Below are 20,017 nucleotides of genomic sequence, written 5' to 3' on the forward strand. Positions count from 1 at the left end.
ACGAAAAGCCGCAAACAGCGGCTTTCGCGGCGAGATTTTGGCAACTTTGCGCCTGGTTTCGATGCCGGTTCCGCAAATCGTGTTTCTGGCATGGGGTGACGAGGGCTTATTCAGACCTTCCCTATTCGCTGCGGATCACCGTCCGCAACAGGGAAACCCCATGCACCTACGCACCGCTTCAACGAGGCCGCAGCTATTCGCTGCGGATCACGACTTGCCAGAGGCGGCTGAGTTCATCGGCCTGTACGCTTCAACGAGGCCGCAGCTATTCGCTGCGGATCACCGAAGGAGCGCCGGCTGATCGAGTCGTTCAACGCAGCGCTTCAACGAGGCCGCAGCTATTCGCTGCGGATCACCACCCACCAGCTCACCTGGCCGTCGCGCTGCAGCTCCTTGCTTCAACGAGGCCGCAGCTATTCGCTGCGGATCACCGACTACAAGGAACACAAGATGGTCATGGAAATTCGGGCTTCAACGAGGCCGCAGCTATTCGCTGCGGATCACGCCAGGTTCGCCAGGCGATCGGCGGCATCGTCGCGTTGCTTCAACGAGGCCGCAGCTATTCGCTGCGGATCACTGAGTTACTGGATCAACTGGACTGCTCTGGATCGCGCTTCAACGAGGCCGCAGCTATTCGCTGCGGATCACTACGCCGGCATGGCTCGGTCTCGCGCGCGCCGACGTGCTTCAACGAGGCCGCAGCTATTCGCTGCGGATCACCAGCTCAGGAGCTACCTATCCGGCGTGACTGGCCTCGCTTCAACGAGGCCGCAGCTATTCGCTGCGGATCACGCCGCGCGGTCGGCGCGCAGCACGCCGCGGATCAACGCCGCTTCAACGAGGCCGCAGCTATTCGCTGCGGATCACTGCACCACCTGCGGCGGTCTCCATCTGCGCAGATTGCTTCAACGAGGCCGCAGCTATTCGCTGCGGATCACCCGGTCTCCTAGTCGGTGTTCTGCCATTGTCATCGGGCTTCAACGAGGCCGCAGCTATTCGCTGCGGATCACACAGAGATGGCGCCAGAGCAGAGAGAGCGCTGCGCGAAGCTTCAACGAGGCCGCAGCTATTCGCTGCGGATCACAGGCTGAGGCCGATTATGGCAAGCCTCTTCCCGAATAGCTTCAACGAGGCCGCAGCTATTCGCTACGGATCACAATCGCAACGTCCGTCGGCAGGGCCATCAGGCCGGTGCTTCAACGAGGCCGCAGCTATTCGCTGCGGATCACCCGCGCGCCGCGCGCCGCGCCTGCGATCACGGAAGCGCTTCAACGAGGCCGCAGCTATTCGCTGCGGATCACTAGCTGATCGTGTGTTATGCCGAGCTGTTCAGCTCGCTTCAACGAGGCCGCAGCTATTCGCTGCGGATCACGCATCAGGAACGATCCAGAAGCACGGTCTTGACGTCAAGCTTCAACGAGGCCGCAGCTATTCGCTGCGGATCACAGGGCGCCATCCCGGAGATCGACCACGAGATCGTCGGGCTTCAACGAGGCCGCAGCTATTCGCTGCGGATCACCGAGTGGATGCAGCGCTGCCCGTACGGCGTTCCCGGCGCTTCAACGAGGCCGCAGCTATTCGCTGCGGATCACCTGCGCAACCCGGCCTCTGTGAGGTGGCTGCCGCTATGCTTCAACGAGGCCGCAGCTATTCGCTGCGGATCACCGCCGCCGCGCATGTGATGTAAAGAAGACGGTTGTCGCTTCAACGAGGCCGCAGCTATTCGCTGCGGATCACCCGACCTTGGCGACGACGGGATCTACATCGAGCAGGGGCTTCAACGAGGCCGCAGCTATTCGCTGCGGATCACATGGCGTGGCTGGAAAAGCAGCGCCAGGACGGCGAGCTTCAACGAGGCCGCAGCTATTCGCTGCGGATCACCGTGCTGCGCGAGGGCTACATCCTCCCGACCGGCAAGCTTCAACGAGGCCGCAGCTATTCGCTGCGGATCACCACCGAGCCGGAGATGCTTCGCGCGCTCGCGGCGCTCAAGGCTTCAACGAGGCCGCAGCTATTCGCTGCGGATCACAGGATACCGTGGATGATGAATTCGCCATCAACAACCGCTTCAACGAGGCCGCAGCTATTCGCTGCGGATCACAAGGCGTATGTCCAGCCGGGTTCCCCGACCACGGGCCTGCTTCAACGAGGCCGCAGCTATTCGCTGCGGATCACACCCGCGACTTCATCGCCGATGCGGTGCGTCGCATGAGCTTCAACGAGGCCGCAGCTATTCGCTGCGGATCACAACGACGGCCCGTTCTACTGGACGCGCGCTTCCGCGCTTCAACGAGGCCGCAGCTATTCGCTGCGGATCACAAGCTGCTGCGCGAGGAACGCAAGGCCGGCGACGTGGCTTCAACGAGGCCGCAGCTATTCGCTGCGGATCACCGGTCGTCGCCGGCGAGCTGCCGCATGAATTCGCGGCTTCAACGAGGCCGCAGCTATTCGCTGCGGATCACGTGGTCCGATGACGGGGACCAGCCGACGGCATCACGCTTCAACGAGGCCGCAGCTATTCGCTGCGGATCACGCTGTACACGATTGAGCTGGCTACTCCTGTCTTCAAGCTTCAACGAGGCCGCAGCTATTCGCTGCGGATCACACGCGCCGTCGACCGGCTTGGCGTTGTCGGTGTCGATGCTTCAACGAGGCCGCAGCTATTCGCTGCGGATCACCGTGACCGGCGACATGGAAGATCGCATCTCGCTCGAGCTTCAACGAGGCCGCAGCTATTCGCTGCGGATCACCGACCTCGCTGCTAGTAGCCATGGGCAGCCCCGTAGCTTCAACGAGGCCGCAGCTATTCGCTGCGGATCACCGCACGTACGGCATTAACACGGGCGAGTGTCTGCTGTCGCTTCAACGAGGCCGCAGCTATTCGCTGCGGATCACTGCCACGTTCAGGACGTGGATTGCAGCGCTCTCGACGGCTTCAACGAGGCCGCAGCTATTCGCTGCGGATCACCGCCGTCCCACAGCTCGATATGGCCGAGCTTTTCGGAGCTTCAACGAGGCCGCAGCTATTCGCTGCGGATCACTGTTGTCCGAATACACGAAGCCGAAGCCTCCGTAGCTGCTTCAACGAGGCCGCAGCTATTCGCTGCGGATCACCCGATCCGTCGTCACTGGCCAGCGGCCGTGATTGAGGCTTCAACGAGGCCGCAGCTATTCGCTGCGGATCACTCGAGACCGACGACTCGATGTGGGACGGCGACGAGCTGCTTCAACGAGGCCGCAGCTATTCGCTGCGGATCACAAGGCGCTCTACGGCGTGGATGTGACCGAGGTATGGCTTCAACGAGGCCGCAGCTATTCGCTGCGGATCACCATTGAGGCCGCCGTTGATCACGCGCACGACACGGCTGCTTCAACGAGGCCGCAGCTATTCGCTGCGGATCACCTGGCGCGCGGTTCAGCTGCGACAGCAGGACGAATGGCTTCAACGAGGCCGCAGCTATTCGCTGCGGATCACCCGCAGCGCATCGCCAGCGCCGCGATCAATTTTTCGCTTCAACGAGGCCGCAGCTATTCGCTGCGGATCACTGGTGGGCGGTCTTCAGGGCGCCGTGAAGGTCGCGCTCGCTTCAACGAGGCCGCAGCTATTCGCTGCGGATCACCGACGATCAAGCTGCCGGCGGACAAGTCCGGCAACAAGCTTCAACGAGGCCGCAGCTATTCGCTGCGGATCACTTCCAACACGCGAACCAGAAGGCCCCGGAATCGCAGTGCTTCAACGAGGCCGCAGCTATTCGCTGCGGATCACCGGCATGCTCGGCGCCGCAGCACCGGCCGTGCCCGGCTTGCTTCAACGAGGCCGCAGCTATTCGCTGCGGATCACCAGCAGGCGGCGGCGCAGTGGCCTTCGCTGGATCGCTGCTTCAACGAGGCCGCAGCTATTCGCTGCGGATCACCAGATCGTCGCGAGAGCACGCCGCGCGCACCTGCAGGCTTCAACGAGGCCGCAGCTATTCGCTGCGGATCACATCGCGCAATCGCGCCAGGAGCTTCCCATGTCCACGCTTCAACGAGGCCGCAGCTATTCGCTGCGGATCACGGCCGCCAGCGAGATCGCCGCCGCGCCGCTGTTGCAGCTTCAACGAGGCCGCAGCTATTCGCTGCGGATCACCGTGTGCCCCATGATTCGCGCAGCCACGGGAGATAGGCTTCAACGAGGCCGCAGCTATTCGCTGCGGATCACCGTGGAGCGCCGCGCGGAAATCGGGGGATGGACGATGCTTCAACGAGGCCGCAGCTATTCGCTGCGGATCACGCAGACGCAGCATTTGCAGGTGCTGACGCAAATGTCGCTTCAACGAGGCCGCAGCTATTCGCTGCGGATCACGGCGACATGGCGCGCCTGCGATCGTCGGAGAACCAGTTGCTTCAACGAGGCCGCAGCTATTCGCTGCGGATCACCCGTGCGCTTCTCGATGCGGCATTCGAGGCCATCGCCGCTTCAACGAGGCCGCAGCTATTCGCTGCGGATCACTGCTCGTTCCACCATAGGGGGGTTAACGGCTACCCGGCTTCAACGAGGCCGCAGCTATTCGCTGCGGATCACACCGGCATCACGTTGGGCCGGCGCCCCGTCAAAAATCTGCTTCAACGAGGCCGCAGCTATTCGCTGCGGATCACCTCGTCGTACCGGCAAAACCCCGCTTCGATGGCCCCTTGCTTCAACGAGGCCGCAGCTATTCGCTGCGGATCACGCATGAGCCAGGCCGAAGCCGCGCGCACGGTTCACGTGCTTCAACGAGGCCGCAGCTATTCGCTGCGGATCACCGGCGCGACACCACGCGTAGCTCGCTGGCCAGCGGCTTGCTTCAACGAGGCCGCAGCTATTCGCTGCGGATCACGGCGCCAATGTCCACTGATCGCACGTTCGCCATCATGCTTCAACGAGGCCGCAGCTATTCGCTGCGGATCACAAGAGCAACCGCATCCGCTGTTCCTCGCCGCGACGCTGCTTCAACGAGGCCGCAGCTATTCGCTGCGGATCACCCCTGATCTGCACGACTTGCGGCTCTATCGGGGCAGCGCTTCAACGAGGCCGCAGCTATTCGCTGCGGATCACAGGGGTGGGCGCACCAATACTTCGCGTGGCGCATCTAGCTTCAACGAGGCCGCAGCTATTCGCTGCGGATCACGACCTATTGCGGCGGGAAGCAGTCTGAGTTCGCCAGCTTCAACGAGGCCGCAGCTATTCGCTGCGGATCACGCAGCAGATCAACCGGAGGTAGCCATGTCCACCGTCACGCTTCAACGAGGCCGCAGCTATTCGCTGCGGATCACTCTACTGCCTCGGCAATGCCCTATATCCGAAGGGAGCGCTTCAACGAGGCCGCAGCTATTCGCTGCGGATCAGCTCCGCTGCGCGAGCGGTGATCGCAGCGCACTCGCTGCTTCAACGAGGCCGCAGCTATTCGCTGCGGATCACGAGTTGATCTAGATCAACTCGGCGTCACTAGGCTGGCTTCAACGAGGCCGCAGCTATTCGCTGCGGATCACGGTCGATGCCGTCGAATCCGCCGCATGGGACACGGAGCTTCAACGAGGCCGCAGCTATTCGCTGCGGATCACGAAGCAGAAGGAGTGGGGCGAGAAGATCCGCGCAGAGCTTCAACGAGGCCGCAGCTATTCGCTGCGGATCACCGGCCGGGCTGCTGCGCGCCACGATCCCGCAGCGTGCTTCAACGAGGCCGCAGCTATTCGCTGCGGATCACTACCTTTCTGATCGTATATTCTGGGGAGATTTTCAATGCTTCAACGAGGCCGCAGCTATTCGCTGCGGATCACCCTTCCGGGGCCGGGGTCGCGTCGACGGCACCGGTGCTTCAACGAGGCCGCAGCTATTCGCTGCGGATCACCAACGAGCGCGCCGCCGGCAAGATGCAGAACACCACGCTTCAACGAGGCCGCAGCTATTCGCTGCGGATCACCGCGGTCGGTTCGGTGTACGGCTGGAACGTCAGCCCGCTTCAACGAGGCCGCAGCTATTCGCTGCGGATCACTTGAACAGGTCGACGCGGGAAGTCATGGCGCCTCCAGCTTCAACGAGGCCGCAGCTATTCGCTGCGGATCACCGTCCTGATCCGATCTAGTGATGCGCTGCAGTTCTTGCTTCAACGAGGCCGCAGCTATTCGCTGCGGATCACATCCCCGCGATGGAGATCTTGGCCAAAGTCACCGGGCTTCAACGAGGCCGCAGCTATTCGCTGCGGATCACCGCCCCTGGGGTAAGTGCCGGCATCCATTGCCGAAACCGGCGCTCTTGCGAGCGCTGAACGCGTTGGGGCGGTGCGGGTGGCGCGTTCATCAGGTCCGGCGCGAAGAATAGTGTGTATTTGGCTGATTGTCATGGAGCGATGGCAGGCGAGCGCTGGCCGGGTTTGCCGGCATCACCAGAGCGCTCGCAACGGCCGGGCAAGGTCCGGCGCAAAAGCGGGACGGTCAGACGATGGTCGGCTCGCGGGCGACCGGCTCGAACTTTTCGCCCAAGCTGACTACCCGAGGCTTGATTCTATCGGCCGGGCCGAGATCGATCACGAGCAGGGCGTCGACCTTGCCGTTGATCGCGCCGTCGAGCATCTCCAGCATTTCGGCATGCCGGCGGCGGCTCAGGCGGCACTGGAAGACCGACAGCTGCAGCCATTCGCCGTAGCCCTTCATCAGGCGGAAGACGCGGCGCCAGCGCTTCACGTCGCGAATGTCGTAGGTGACGAGGAACAGATGCTCGTCCACGTGCTCACCGTGTCACGAAGCCGGGATATTCGGGGAGTTCGCCGAGCAGGAAACGTCCGAGCAGACGTGCCTGCAGTTCGAGCAGTCGGCGGTAGCTGACCCGATAGCCGAACAGGGGGTGGGTGACTTCCTGGCTCAACCGTCGTTCGAATGCGGCGATGAAGCGCTTGCGGCCGTCCGGCGCGAGGCTGACGCTGCCGGCCGCGCTGACGAAGTCGGCCGGACGGACCTCGCCGTTGTTGATGACCTGGATCACGACAGAATCGGCCAGCAGCGGGCGGAATGGTTCCATGAGGTCCAGTGCCAGTGCAGGACGGCCATAGCGCGGCTGGTGGTAGAAGCCCCGGTACGGGTCGAAGCCGACGGCCTGCAGCGTGACCGTGAGGGTTCTGGCCAGCAGCGTGTAGGCGAACGACAGCATCGCGTTGACCGGATCGGTCGGCGGCCTTCGGTTGCGCTTGCCGAAGTCGAAGGCGAGCAGCGCCGGGTCGGCTTCCTGCTTGAGCACGTGGCGGAAATGCGCGAAGTACATCGATGCCGCGTTGCCTTCGTGGCCGAGCAGGCTCTCCAGCGTCTCGGCGCGCTGGACCTGCGCGCGCACGCGCTTGAGGTCGGCGAGCACGCGCTCGGGTTTCTCTTCCGGTCGCCAGTTGCGGCGCAGCTGGATGCGGCAATTGGCGATCTTGGTGTCGACCAGGCCGCGGGCGATGCGCAGACAGGTGGATTCGCTGAAGCTGGCGCGGTATTGCGCGGTGCGCAGCTCGACGTTCTTGTGGCCGTTGCCGATGCTGTGGCCGTAGAACCAGCCGCCGTAGCTGTGCCAGGTCACCGGGATGTCGCGCTGCATGAGTTCCTGCAGACAGGGTGCGGTCACGTAGACATTGCCCATCAGCACCACTTGCGACACCTCGCCGATGCGTGCGGTGGCCAGGACGGCGTCGTCCTTGCTGACCTCGAGCACGTCGCCTTTCTTGGCGAGCTTCGCGTTGAACTGCTGCACGTACAACGGCAGCGCTTCGTGGTGCGGTACCGCCAGCGGGCGCGGCGCCTGTTCGGTGCCGCCCAGGCTGTGCACTTCGTCGGGCAGGCAGATGGTCACGAGCGAACAGCGCGGGCATTTCGGGCTGTCCACGAGCGGTGAAGGAATGCGCCCGCCGGCTGCGGTCGCGCGCAGCTCGCCGATGGCCCGTCGCGTCAGCGCGACGAGTTCGTCGTCGAGCGGCACTTTCACGCGCTCCTTGCTCTCGACGTAGTAGATCGCCGCCTCCTCGCAGACATAACCGTGCTCGCGCAGCAGCAACCCTTGCGCGCAGAGCTGCACGCGCTCCGGATCGTAGACGCCGCGGGGTATGTGCGGCCGCTTGCCGCGCTTGTAGTCGACCGGCGTGACGACGTTGCCTTCGCCTTCGATCAGGTCGAGCTTCGCGATCAGGCCGAGCTTGTTGGACGACAGCGTGACCGAGCGGGCGTGGATGTCGATCTTCTCTTCTTCAGCCTTGCCGGCCTCGGGCAGGTCGCCCGCCGGCTTGTCGACGCGCCGGTGCCGGTGGCGGCCTTCCACGGTATCGGCCGAGTCGGCCCATTCGCCCTGCACCCATTCGAGATAGGCCAGGCGTGGGCAGTAGACATGCTCGTTGAGCATGCGCACGGGAATCGGCGGCTGGTCGCCGCGGAGTTCCGGGAATGGCAGTTCGAGTTCGTTTTGCCGGGGTTCCATCGGCGGCTCTCCTCCGCGGCGACGTTCCTCACTTTTCCATCAGTAAAAGTTGACGCCCGTGTCACGGCCGTTCGCGGGTTCACCGGTCGCGGCCACGTGGCGCCGGCTCCGGCTGCGCGGCGCGAAGCACCGCGTAGCCCTGGCCGAATTCCGAGCGGCGCGAGCGGTAGACGGCGGCGATGCCGCTTCGGCGCTGCGCTTCGCCGCGCGCCGACCACTGCCGCGTCTGCAGCAACGAGCGCAGTTCGTCGATGCCGATCGCGCTCGTGAATACCGGCCACGAGAAGTGACGCTCGCCGCCGTCACGAACGAAACCGATGGTCCGTTCGCGGCCGCGTTCGCTGACGGGTGGGAACAGCGGCAGCGCCCACAGGCCGAGCAGCATGGCGCCGGCGATGCAGCACGGTTTTTCCGCGGTCGGCGCGCGATGCCGCAAGGCGTACAAGCGTTCCGTGCCGGGGTCCCAGCCGAGACTGTGCTCGCGAGTGGCGTAGCGCCAGGGGCCGACCAGCGCTTCTTCGAACACCTGCCGCCCTTGAGCCCGGCACTGCGACAGGATGTTCCTCGCGCCGCCGAGAAAGGATTGCTGGCCCGACACCATGTAGAACGCGGACGGCTTGATCTGCTTCTTGGATCCGTCGATCGCGCCGTCGGCGGCGAATGCGCAGAGGAACGCGACGAGGTCCGAGTCGCCGTGGGCCACTGCGTCGTCGAGCAGCGCCCGGTATTGCGGCGACGGCATGCGCACGTCGTCGGCCCAGCCGAATATCCGGTCGAGCGGTGCCGAGATCGCCCATTCGGACAGGTGCTCGATCAGCGCATCCAGGGTCGCGTAGCGCGTGGAGCCCAGTACAGCGACCCAGTCGTCGGTCAGCGTGAAATGCAGCCGCGCGCCCGGATCGCTTGCGGCGACGAGCCGCAGCAGGCCGAAGCTCGCCAATGCGCCGAGCGGATGCGACCCGAGCAGCGCCGGGCAAGTCAGTTCAGCCATGGGCGCCTCCGGCGAGCTCGTCGCGGGACTGCAGATGGTCGGCCAGTCGCAGTACCGCCTCGAGGTAGGCGAGGCCCCAGGGACCGTAGCGGCGTACCAGGCGCCAGAAGCGATCGGGCCAGCCTGAACCGAGCGCGCCGAGCCGCGGCGCGCCGTCGAAAAGGTAGGCGTGGTCACCATCGGTGACGGTGAGGCGCGTGCCGTCGTCGGGCTTGTCGGGCATCAGCGCGCGGCCGCGGCCATGGTGCGTGCCTATCAGGTACAGCGCGAGCTCGGTGTCGTCGATGCCGGCGAGCAGGGCCGGGTTCGCCATGGCCAGTGCGACCGAATACGCTTCGTGCCGCTCGCCGAGCTCGTCGCGCAAGGCGCCGTGCCGTCGCAGTCCCTTGGCCAGCAGCTGTCCGCCGGCAGTCGCATCGTCGCCGGCGCGCAGCAGGCGCTGGAAACGGGGATCGGCCTTGCCCAGGTCGTGCGCGCGTCCGGCGGCGTGGAGCAGCTTGCAGAGGTCCGCGTCGAATCCCAGGGCCGCGCCGAGCGCGCGGGCGCGGCGGCCGACGCCGGCGTTGTGTGCCGGCAAGGTGACGACGATGGTTTGACTCGAGGAAATGTCTTCGTCGGAGAGATCTTCCTGTCCGAGGTCACCGCTGCGCAGGACCAGCGCGTAGAAGCTGTCGTCCTGGCGGAGCAGGGTTTCGGCGATCGGAAGGGACAGCCACGGCGGCGTCGCATCCGGCGGGTATTCGGCTCGCAGCAGGTCGCGCAGTTCGTCGGCGGTCGCCTCTTCGGGGGCAGTTTTCAGTCGGTCCCAGGCTGCCGCGATCGCGGCTTCGTCGAGGGTGCCGCTCGTGGCGAGAAACTGCGGCGTCACCACGGCGATGGACTCGCTCATCGTTTCCCGTCGCGCGTCCATCGCCAGGTCGTCGACGCACGACGTGGCGTCCGGCGCATAGCCGAGGGCGTCGCAGCCGCCGTAGGCCGCCGGCACGACGAGGGTGTCGCCGGGCCGGATGCGGGCCGGATCGACGGCGCGCCATTCGTTGTCGCGTTCGCGCCGCCAGGCCCGGCGCGGCGCAGGGAGGCGCCCACCGGGTTTGCCGCCGGTATCGTCGACGTCGATGTCCGCACCTTCGACATCGACGAGCGGCGTATCGGATGCGACACCCTGCAGCCAGGCCCTGACGCCGCCGAGCGGCAGCGCCAGCGACTCCAGGCTCTGCGGCGGACGCAGCGCCAGCAGCCGGCCGACGAGCGCCGTCTCCGTGTCGTCGATCTGCGTACCAGTGTCGTCGAGCGGAAGATCGGAGCGCCAGACGATCTGGACGTCGGCGGGCGAGGTGTCCAGCCCGTGCAGCAGCGCCGCGACGTCGGGGTCGTACTGCGGCGGCGGAGAGGTCTGGCACAGTAGTTCGACATGAGCCGGGGTCAGGCGCAGGCGATCGCGCGGCGGCGGATCGAGTTCGGCGAGGTCGGTGTCGGAATCGGCGAGCAACGCTTCCATTGCGGCAATCGAGAAATCGACCGTCGGCGCGTCGCCGCCGTCGCGCTGCGCCGCCCGCGTGAGCCATTGCCAGGTCTCGACGAGCGCGGGGCCGTAGACCGGATCGTTGTCGGATTCACCGCCGCCGACGATGACGGCGGCGGCCTGCCGGGAGTTGCCCAGGCGATCGAGCCGGCCGAAGCGCTGCCGCAGCGCAGCGAGCGAAGCGCACTCGGTGACCAGGCCGTCGAAATCGAGATCGGCGCCGACTTCCAGCGTCTGCGTCGCGACCACGACGATCGGCCGGTCGTCGTCCCGCGGTTCGCGACCCGCCGCGCAGCGCGCGATCAGCCGTGCGGAAATCGCTTCGCGCGCGAGCGGCCGGTTGCGACCCGTCGCGAGTTCGACCTGACAGACCCCTCCGTGCGTGCGCACGAGTTGCTCGTAGACCTGCCTCGCCGTGGCGACGCGGTTGACCATCACGGCCAGTGTGGGCACCGGACTCGCCGCGTGCATGCGCAGTTCGGCCACGGCGGCCACGATCGCCTTCACGCGCTCGGCCGGCTTGGCGCCGGCTTCGACCAGGCGCGCCGGTTTCGACGCGGTGCGGCGGCGGGCGATCAGCGGATTGGCGAGATCGTCGGCGTCGAGGCGGAAGCGTTCGCCGTCGGCCTGCGCCGTCGCGCTCAGCGGCACGACGACGACCGGGCGCACCGGGCCGGGAGGCGCCTCCGCTCGAGCCTGCTCGCGCTGGATGGCGGCGACGGTGCCGATGAAGGGCGCGCTCAGGTGCGCTTCGTCGAGCAGGATCAGCGTGTCGTGGCCGAGCAGCCCGGCGTGCAAGGGTTGCGAATAGCGGCTCAGGCCGTAGCCGCGGAACAGCAGCCGCGAGCCGATCTGGTCGATCGTCGAGCTGACGATCATCGGTTGGCACGGGTGGTAGGCGAAGCCGCGCTCGCGCGACATGCCGCCGCGCAGCTTCAGACAGTGCAGCGGCTCGCCGCTGCCGAGTGTCTTGAGCGCAGCGGCGACGGCGCGGACGGCGGGGGCCGTCGATTCGTCGAGTGCGCGTTGCAGGGTCAGCGCCCGCTCGTGGGCGCTGTCGACGATGAGGCGCCGGTCGACCGCGAACACGATGCGCCGTGCGGCGAGCCATGGCGTGCCGGCCGCGGCGCAAGCGGCGAGATGGAACAGCGCGATGTCGATGCAGGCGGTCTTGCCGCTGGCGGTCGGCAGGTCGACGAGGCCGGGCCAGCGATGCGTCTGTCGCAAGGTGCGCGCGAGGCGCGACTGCCACGGCAGCGGCGGCTTTCCGTGCACGGCGGCGAAGAACGCGTCGAAATCGAGCTCAGTCATGGCGATCCGTCAGCGGCAGGCACAGGCCGAGCCCGGTGAAACGCCCGGCGCCGATCAACACTGGACCGCGTACCGGTTCGGCGAAGCGCAGCCAGACGTGACGCCGCAGCCGGTCGCGCGTCTGGGACGCCTGGCCATGGAAATCGCGCGTGCGCGGCGCGCTACCCACGGCCGATACCGCACCGGTGCGGACGTCGACCGGACGCGGCAGACCGATGCGTTCGCAGCTGTCGGCGACGATGGTTTCCGCGTCCGGTCCGTTCTTCTTCGGATGGCGGTCGAGCACGACCGGCGTGACGCTGGCCCAGACCGCCGACGGGCGGGTGTAGCGCCGGAAGCGCAGCGCCTTCAGCTCGTCATCGGTGGTGTCGATCAGGCGCAGCCGGATCGCCCCCAGCGGACCAAGCTGCAGCATCCACGGCGAGTCGATCGCCAGCCGCAGGCGGCGGCGTTCGGCCGGATGGATGTCGCGCGGCAGGATCAGCGCGGCTCCTTTGATCGATCCGTCGGCATGAGGCGTGCCGACAAAAGCGAGCGGGGCGAACGCGAGGTGCGGTGCTTTCGTGACGCTGCCGTCGGTCTCGTGACCCGAGAGGCTGGGCGGCGCGGGCTCCTGCAATCGCGACATCACCGCATCGCGCAGGTGCTGCATCAGCGGCAAGGTGGAGTCGAGCGACACGCGAGGACCGCTGTCGAAGGCCAGAACGAACGCGTCGCGGCCAAAGACGTTGTCGTCGGCTGGGCGGCTTGCGATGTAGGCCTGCATGCGGCCGAGAGGCGGCTGCGCGCTTTCGTCGGCCCGGCGCAGCTCATGGATCTGCTGCAGGCGCGCCAGGCGTCCGGGGCCGGGTACGCGCAGCGTGAGGTCGCCGTCGTCGTCCGGCAGCCAGGTCGGCGCGGCGAGCGTGTCGCGCAGTTGCGCGCGAACCGGCGAGCTGCTGTGGCCGAGATACGTCAGGTGACCGACGATTTCGCCGAGCGCGGCGCGGTGCGCTTCGGCGCCATCGGCGTCCGGCCACTGGAAGATCACGACCGGGTCGGCCGGGACGACGGCCGGGAAAAAGCGCTCCTGCCGGTTGCGGCGTTCCAGCGGATGGCGCGGATCGGTCTTTCCCTTGTCCGCCTTGACCGGCTCGTCGTTGACCGGAACCCAGTGGCTGTGCACCTGCCGGTGCGACGGGACCGGGTCGGCGCAGATCTGCGGCGCGGGCAACGCTTCGAGCCATTGCAGCGCGTGTTCCCCGGCGGCGCCGAGATCGAGATCGGCGTGGCTGGCGACCAGCGCCGAGAACAGACGCTGCGGATGCGGCGGCCACTCGGCCTCGACGCGCTCGTCCACGCGCGTGGCGACGGCGCGGCCGAGCAGGAATTCCACCTCGATGGCGAGCATGGGCTCAGCCTCCGATCTTCTGCACCTGCCGGCTCATCTTCACGAGCTCGGCGAGCTTCGGCTGCGGCACGAGGCGGATCGGCTCGGCATGCCAGGGAAGACCGGCCTTGCGCGCCGCGGTGACGGCGTCGGCGTAGATCGCGGCAGCCTGTCCGGCATCGAGCGCCAGCGGCGCGGTCGTGCCGTCGGCGTGGACGATCTCGAAATCCTGCCGGCTCTCGGCGACGAGTCCGCAGCGCGAACGCAGCCAGCCTCCGCGTTCACGTCCGCCGGTGACCGCAACGAGCGCCAGTGCGGCGAGCACGGCGCGCGCAGCGCGGCCGGTGTCTCCGGCCGCGCCGTCGACAGGGAATCGCAAACGCCGCAGCGCCGCGAGCGAGAGCACCGTGGTCTGCAGCGCATGGTCGACGGTGACGCCGCCGCGCAATGTGGCTTTGTACGATTCGATCCGGTTGTCGGCGAGCACGCGCTGCTGTTCGCCGCTTTCCACCTTGACCAGCACGTTGCCGTGATTGATTTCCGACGGGCGCGTGCCTTTGGCGCGCTCTTTCTTGCCGCGTGCGCTCTTGTCGGCGTCCCGTTCGGCCAGCGACCAGTCGCCGTCCTCGGTGATGGCGATCTCCACGTCGGCGCTGACGCCGAGCGGGTCCTGGCGCAGGCCGCCCTGCGTCGCGCCCCATTCGGCGCCGACGCCGACGATCTCGCTGCTCAGCGCGCGTGCGAACTTGTTGCCCAGGCCGCCGGCGGCGCCGGTCGAGTCCCAGCAGCCGAACACCAGCGCGCTCGGCGCGTGCGCGAACAACGCGGTCGCGTTGCGCGTGTTGCAGGCGGTCAGCTGGCGGTACAGCGGCGACTTGAAGAACGGCATGCCGTCGAGCGCGCTGTCGCGCAGGATCGCGTCGAACACGCGGTGCGGCGCGGCCAGGGTGCTGATCTCGCCGATATCGGCGAGATCGCCGTCGAACTGCACGACCAGGCGCGGCAGCTCCAGGCCCGACTGCGCGGCAGCTTCGAGCGCTTCCTCGAAGCGGTTGGCCTGCGAGGCCACGGAATCGAGCAGCACGCACGGCACCGTCTTGCCGTCGATGCGCCGCTGCTCCCAGCAATAGACCCCGCCCGCGAACGTCGGCGGAAAGATCTTGTCGCCGGGCCCGCCTTCCGGCTGCAGACGCTGGCGCAGGCGAATCGCGGCGGCGGTATCGACGATGTCGGCGAGGTTCATGGGCTGGGCTCCTGCGGTGCGAGGTTTGAGGCTGGCTTACCTTCCGAAATGCATTGCCAACATGCAATGCGCGTCACAATTTGGCTTCCGGCAAAGTCGCGAGGGCAGGCGGAGGACTCCGGCAAGGCTGCCCGCCGGCATGGCTGGATTGCCCGTTTCGTTCTGTCGCCACGCCGATCATTCTCTCAGGGGTGCCCGTCGGAAACGTCGGAACTCGGGCTGGTCACGGAACGCCGTCCAGCGGCGGATTGGCCGGAAGCTGCAGAGCTTTCCCGGTTTGTCGGTGTCGTCGTCGGAACGGCGACACGCTGCCGTTTGCCCAGTCCTCCTTCCGGAGGGGGCTTGTCAGGAACGGCGATGAGGCTCTGCCGCTTCCCCGGCGCGCCCGGTCACATTACGACGGCCTGGCCAGGGCGCACCATGACTTCCCCCGGTTGAACGGGACAGGCGCAAGAACGTCGGACATGCCATCGAGGCATGTCCGTCAATGGTTTGCGGACATGGGTGTCGCCGGGCGCGAGATGTTGCGGTTCGCTGCGCTCACCAGCAACTTACTGGAACCCGTTCGCGAAGATCCGGTCGGCGCCGCTCGGCGGCAGGTCGCTGCCCTGGAAGATGCCGAGCGGCGTGTAGCCCGAATAGCCCGGGAACGCGTAGTAGACACTCGGATTGCGCAGGCGGCGGATCACGGCTTCGGACATGACGCGGCGGTAGTCGGTCGTGACCATGACGTCGGCGCCTTCGAACAGCTGCGCGGTCGACAGGCCGGCGAAGCTGCCGAAGGTCTGGCCGCCGTTCACCGAACCGCCGAGCGCGAGCATGATGTTGCCGTAGCCGTGGTCGGTGCCGCCGTCGTCGTTCTCGCGCACGCGGCGGCCGAATTCGCTCATGACGACGACGCTGGTCGTGCCGGCGTAGTTCGCCGCGCCGCTGCCGTTGAGATCCGTGTAGAACGCGCCGAGTCCCTTGGACAGCTCGTCGACCTTGTTGCCGAAATAGTCGTAGCTGTTGGCCGGGTTGCCCTGGCCGTCGTGGGTGTCCCAGCCGCCGAGGTCGATCGTCGCGATGCGCAGGCCGACGTCGCGCTTGATCAGCTGGGCCAGCATCTTGAGCTGCTGGGCAAAGCTGCTGCCGGAATCGTAGACGGCGCCGTTGGCCGGCGCATAGGCGGCGAAATCGATCGGCTTGATGACGTTGAGCGCGTCGATGGTCTGCCGGCCGGCCGCTTCGAGATCGCCGGCCTGGCTCCACAGATCGGGCAAGGTGCCGAACACGCCGCGGGCGCCGGGCGGCGCGGTCGTGCGGAAATCCGGCTCGACGTTCCAGGCCCAGGAACCCGAATCGATGCGGAAGTCCGAGCCGCTGCCGAGCGTGATGGCCTCGGTGCTGCCGAGCAGGCTGGTCGAGGTGATGCTGCCGGCGCTGACGGCGGGTATCTGCACGGTGCCGGGCAGGTTCGCGGTCTCGAGCACGCGCGTGAGCCAGCCTACGCCGCCGCCCTGGCCGGCCAGGCCGACTTCCATGTTGATCTGCGCGTCGAAGTGGCTGCGCGTGACCGGCGCCGGCATGCCCGCGCCGAGCACGACGGCGAGCTTGCCGCCGACGTAGAGGTCGCGCAGCTGCGGCGCGCGCGGATGCAGGCGCCACTGGTCACTGCTGACGGCCAGGCCCGCGCCGGTGCCGCTGAGCGGCACCTTCAGGGTCGGGCGCGCCGTCTCGTAGGCTCCGCGGTGCGCGTTGCTGCCGCCCGGCGAGAACAGGCTGAGCCCGTCCATGCCGCCGCGCAGGAACACGACGACGAGCGTGTCGTAGGTGTTGGCCTGCGTCGCGCCGAACGCGAGCGTGCTCGTGCCGGCCAGGGCGAGTGCGCCGCCGCCGGCGCCGCAGGTCTTGAGGAAATCGCGTCGATCGAACATGGAGCTCTCCTCAGCGGCGCAGCGCGTCCGGACTGCACAGGATCAGCGCGACGGTGGAGCGCAGGCGCGACTGGGTGTAGTGGTTCTTGAGATTCGGCGTGGCGCCGCCGGCCCAGACCTCGTTCAAGGTCAGCGCCTCGTTCGGCGCGGCGTTCTGGCGCAGGAAATCGACGGCCTTGGTGTAGACCGGCTCGGGCCGGAAGCCGAGGATCACGTCGCACCAGTAGCCGACGATGTTCGCCGCGGTGCGGTCGGCCGCCGCCGGGAACGTCGCCGTGGTGATGCCGAGCACGTCGATGACGTAGGGCCGGTTGCCGTCGTAACCGACTTCGCGATGGATCTCGGTCAGGCGCACGAGCATCTTCCAGGTCATGGCCAGGCTGCCGCTGCTGGCCCAGGCCGAGGCGCGGTCCGGATAGCCGTTCGGTGCGGGCCAGTAGAATTTGCGCTGGCCGGCCTGCTGCAGGCGCGAGTTGATCTCGTCCTTGGTCGACCAGTCCGTGCCGTAGGTCGCCAGGGTCGGCGTGAACTCGGCGAAGGTGCCGCGCAACGCGCCGGTCAGCGCATTGAACGGGCGCTTGATCTTGGTGCCCCAGGCGTTCTTGAACTCGCTGCTGGTCAGCAGCGCCTGGGTGACCTGCTTGAGCTGGTCCGGCGCCTGCCAGGTGTTCTGGAACAACTGGGCGATGCTCGCGACCAGCGCCGGCGGCGGATCATCGCCGACGAAGCGGCGGCAGAGCTTGCGCGCGATGAAGTTCGCCGTGCCCGGATGCGCCGCGAGCAGGTCGAACAGCTTGACGCCGTCCTGCTGGCCCTGGTCCGGCGCGAAGCGGCGGTTCAGCACGTACTTGGTGAAGCGGTCGTGCCATTCGGCCGAATCGCGGAACACGAACGTGCCGTCGTTGTCGGCCGGGTATTGCCAGTGGCCGTTCTTGATCGTCCAGCCGGTCAGCGCGCGCGTGCTTTCGTAGACGTCCTCGTCGACGTACTTGAGCCGCGCCGTCAGCCCGTCGCCGATGACGCCGACCGGCAGCGACGGATCGGTCGGATCCATGACGCCGGCGTAGTTCTCCGCGCCCAGCGTGTGCAGCTCGATGAGCTCGCGCGCGTAGTTCTCGTTCGGGCCGGCCACCGTGCTCGCGTAGAGATCGAGGTAGTACATCATCGTGGTCGAGCGGGCCACGGCCTCGAGCATCGTGCGGAAGTTGCCGAACACGTTCGGCCGGATCACGTCGCGGTCGTAGTGCACGAACAGCGGACCGGCGTCGTAGTCCCAGCCGTAGGTGCTGAAATGGTCGTGCCAGAAGTCGGTCATGACCTCGAACAGCTGGCGCTTTGAATACACCGCGCGGATCGTCGTCGCGCATTCGATCTCGGCGATCGGCTGCATGCGCACGGTGTAGTTGGCCGTGTTGCCGTGATGCTGGCTCCAGAGCTGCGGCAGGGTCTTGGCCAGGGTCGTGAAGCCGGCGCCGGCGACGCGCGCGTCGCAGGCGCTGTCGTCGATGGCGGCGGGATTCAGCTGGGCGGCGACCCAGTTCGTCCAGCGCGCGTCGTCGTTGGCGCCCGGCAGCGAGAGCAAGGCGACCAGATCGAAGTAGTTGTAGCCGAACGTCGCCTTCTGCAGCCAGCGAACGGGGCCGGGCGGCACGGCGAGATTCGGACTCGGCGCCTGTTCGGGCGACTGCACCGCGGCCTTGCCGGGCCGGCGCATCGCGGCGGGATCGACGACGCCGATCGCGGCGGCTAAGGATTGGATCAGCTGACGGCGGCTCAGGACCTGGCTTGCGAATACGCTGGCCATCGGGACTCCGGAAACGGGCAAGACAAAACCCGCTCAGGTTAAACCGTACGTGTCTGTATGTCGTGACTGCGCTCCCAGTTCGACGGGAGTCGTGGACGGGCGGCAGCCGCGGCCCGTCAGACGATGCGCGGCTCCGCCTCCAGCGCGACGCCGAAGCGTTCCTGCACGGCGGCCTGCACGCGCTGCGCGAACGCCCAGAGCTCGGCGCCGCTGGCCTTGCCGTGATTGACCAGCACGAGCGCATGCTGCGCGGCGATGCCCGCGTCGCCGTCGCGGCGTCCCTTGTAGCCGGCCTGCTCGATGAGCCAGGCCGCCGACAGCTTGCGGCGGCCGTCGCCCTGCGGCCACGACGGCAGCTGCGGATGCGCGGCACCGAGCGCGGCGGCCTGCGCCGCGTCGACGACGGGATTCTTGAAGAAGCTGCCGGCATTGCCGATCACGGCCGGATCCGGCAGCTTGCGCCGGCGCAGGCGCGAGATCGCTTCGGCGACGAGCGCCGGCGTCGGCGCGTCGGCCCGCATCGCGGCGAGTTCCTCGCGCACGCCGGCGTAGTCCAGCCGCAGCGCCGGCGTGCGCGGCAGGCGCAGGGTCAGCGCGGTCACGATGTGGCGGCCGGGCTCGCGCTTGAACAGCGAGTCACGGTAGCCGAACGCGCAGGCGGCCGCGTCGAACCGGCGCAGCGTCTTCGCCTCGCGGTCCCAGGCTTCGACGGTGTCGACGAATTCGGCGAGCTCCACGCCGTAGGCGCCGATGTTCTGGATCGGCGCGGCGCCGACCGTGCCCGGGATCAGCGCGAGGTTCTCGAGCCCGGCCAGGCCGCGGCCGAGGGTCCAGTGCACGAGGTCGTTCCAGTTCTCGCCGGCCTCGGCGCGGACCCGGGCGTATCCGTCGCGCTCGTCGACGACCGCGATGCCGCGCGTGGACAGGCTGAGCACGACGCCGGGCACGTCGCGCGTCAGCAGCAGGTTGCTGCCTTCGCCGAGCACGAGCAGCGGCGCGTTGGCGAGCAGCGGGAACGCGAGCACCTCGGCCAGCGCCGCGCTCGCGCGCAGGTCGACGAGCAACGCCGCGCGCGCGTCGACGCGCAGGGTGTTGCGCCCGGCCAGCGAGGCGTCTTCGAGAATGCTGTAGCCGGCGCCGTCCAGGCGTGCCGGTGCGACGCGGAACTCGCTCATGCGCGCGAGCCTCGCGCGGCGCGCAGCGCTTCGACGCAGGCGCCGATCAGCGCCGGGCCGCGATAGATCAGGCCGCTGTAGATCTGCACCGCCCCGGCGCCGGCGTCGATCTTCGCGACCGCGTCGGCGCCGTCGAGAATGCCGCCGACGCCGAGCAACGGCAGCCGGCCCTGCAGCCGCCGGGCCATGCCGGCGAGCACGGCCGTGGAGCGCGCGAACACCGGC

9 protein-coding genes, 1 pseudogene and 1 CRISPR repeat array are annotated in these 20,017 nt (G+C 67.5%); all 10 genes and pseudogenes read right to left on the reverse strand.

All coding sequences use genetic code 11. The features are described from left to right. The first annotated feature begins 175 nt into the window (after nucleotides 1-175). Nucleotides 176-6,229: direct repeats of the CRISPR family, unit length 36 nt; unit sequence GCTTCAACGAGGCCGCAGCTATTCGCTGCGGATCAC. A gap of 224 nt (nucleotides 6,230-6,453) precedes the next feature. After that, the gene (gene cas2 / locus NON22_RS07750; protein ID WP_257386364.1) at nucleotides 6,454-6,744 is read right to left on the reverse strand and encodes a CRISPR-associated endonuclease Cas2; all 291 of its coding nucleotides are present in this window, start codon (nucleotides 6,742-6,744) and stop codon (nucleotides 6,454-6,456) included. A gap of 4 nt (nucleotides 6,745-6,748) precedes the next feature. Further along, nucleotides 6,749-8,461, reverse strand: a complete 1,713-nt coding sequence (gene cas4g/cas1g / locus NON22_RS07755) for a CRISPR-associated endonuclease Cas4g/Cas1g (RefSeq protein WP_257386365.1) — start codon at nucleotides 8,459-8,461, stop codon at nucleotides 6,749-6,751. A gap of 79 nt (nucleotides 8,462-8,540) precedes the next feature. Then, entirely contained in the window at nucleotides 8,541-9,452 is a 912-nt protein-coding gene (locus NON22_RS07760; protein ID WP_257386366.1) for a type I-G CRISPR-associated protein, Cas3-extension family, read from the reverse strand. Then, on the reverse strand, nucleotides 9,445-12,285 hold the full coding sequence (gene cas3g, locus NON22_RS07765; RefSeq protein WP_257386367.1) for a type I-G CRISPR-associated helicase/endonuclease Cas3g: 2,841 nt from the start codon (nucleotides 12,283-12,285) through the stop codon (nucleotides 9,445-9,447). Before cas3g ends, NON22_RS07760 begins: the two co-directional genes overlap by 8 nt. Beyond that, complete coding sequence (gene csb2, locus NON22_RS07770) at nucleotides 12,278-13,675, reverse strand: type I-G CRISPR-associated protein Csb2 (protein ID WP_257386368.1); 1,398 nt, start codon at nucleotides 13,673-13,675, stop codon at nucleotides 12,278-12,280. Before csb2 ends, cas3g begins: the two co-directional genes overlap by 8 nt. Before the next feature lie 4 nt (nucleotides 13,676-13,679). Continuing rightward, nucleotides 13,680-14,897 carry a type I-G CRISPR-associated RAMP protein Csb1/Cas7g gene (gene cas7g / locus NON22_RS07775; protein ID WP_257386369.1) on the reverse strand — a complete coding sequence of 406 codons (1,218 nt, stop codon included), beginning with the start codon at nucleotides 14,895-14,897 and terminating at the stop codon, nucleotides 13,680-13,682. A 551-nt stretch (nucleotides 14,898-15,448) separates the two neighbouring features. Further along, nucleotides 15,449-16,813, reverse strand: a complete 1,365-nt coding sequence (locus tag NON22_RS07780) for a DUF1501 domain-containing protein (protein ID WP_257386370.1) — start codon at nucleotides 16,811-16,813, stop codon at nucleotides 15,449-15,451. Nucleotides 16,814-16,823: 10 nt separating this feature from the next. Further along, nucleotides 16,824-18,617 (reverse strand): DUF1800 domain-containing protein, encoded by a 1,794-nt coding sequence (locus NON22_RS07785; RefSeq protein WP_257386371.1) that lies wholly within the window; start codon nucleotides 18,615-18,617, stop codon nucleotides 16,824-16,826. Between the two features lie 116 nt (nucleotides 18,618-18,733). Then, nucleotides 18,734-19,792: a UDP-N-acetylmuramate dehydrogenase gene (gene murB / locus NON22_RS07790; RefSeq protein ID WP_257386372.1), complete on the reverse strand. Its 1,059-nt coding sequence runs from the start codon at nucleotides 19,790-19,792 to the stop codon at nucleotides 18,734-18,736. Continuing rightward, a pseudogene (locus tag NON22_RS07795) lies at nucleotides 19,789-20,017 on the reverse strand (quinone-dependent dihydroorotate dehydrogenase); the annotation flags it as partial. The pseudogene NON22_RS07795 and the gene murB, both read right to left, overlap by 4 nt.

The organism is Tahibacter caeni (genome assembly GCF_024609805.1).
GTDB classification, from domain to species: Bacteria; Pseudomonadota; Gammaproteobacteria; order Xanthomonadales; family Rhodanobacteraceae; genus Tahibacter; species Tahibacter caeni.

Excerpts from the sequence above, each read along its gene's own strand:
- NON22_RS07760 (WP_257386366.1), bottom strand. The coding sequence starts at position 9,452 with ATGGCTGAACTGACTTGCCCGGCGCTGCTCGGGTCGCATCCGCTCGGC.
- csb2 (WP_257386368.1), bottom strand. The coding sequence starts at position 13,675 with ATGCTCGCCATCGAGGTGGAATTCCTGCTCGGCCGCGCCGTCGCCACG.
- murB (WP_257386372.1), bottom strand. The coding sequence starts at position 19,792 with ATGAGCGAGTTCCGCGTCGCACCGGCACGCCTGGACGGCGCCGGCTAC.
- NON22_RS07780 (WP_257386370.1), bottom strand. The coding sequence starts at position 16,813 with ATGTTCGATCGACGCGATTTCCTCAAGACCTGCGGCGCCGGCGGCGGC.
- cas4g/cas1g (WP_257386365.1), bottom strand. The coding sequence starts at position 8,461 with ATGGAACCCCGGCAAAACGAACTCGAACTGCCATTCCCGGAACTCCGC.
- NON22_RS07785 (WP_257386371.1), bottom strand. The coding sequence starts at position 18,617 with ATGGCCAGCGTATTCGCAAGCCAGGTCCTGAGCCGCCGTCAGCTGATC.
- cas3g (WP_257386367.1), bottom strand. The coding sequence starts at position 12,285 with ATGACTGAGCTCGATTTCGACGCGTTCTTCGCCGCCGTGCACGGAAAG.
- cas7g (WP_257386369.1), bottom strand. The coding sequence starts at position 14,897 with ATGAACCTCGCCGACATCGTCGATACCGCCGCCGCGATTCGCCTGCGC.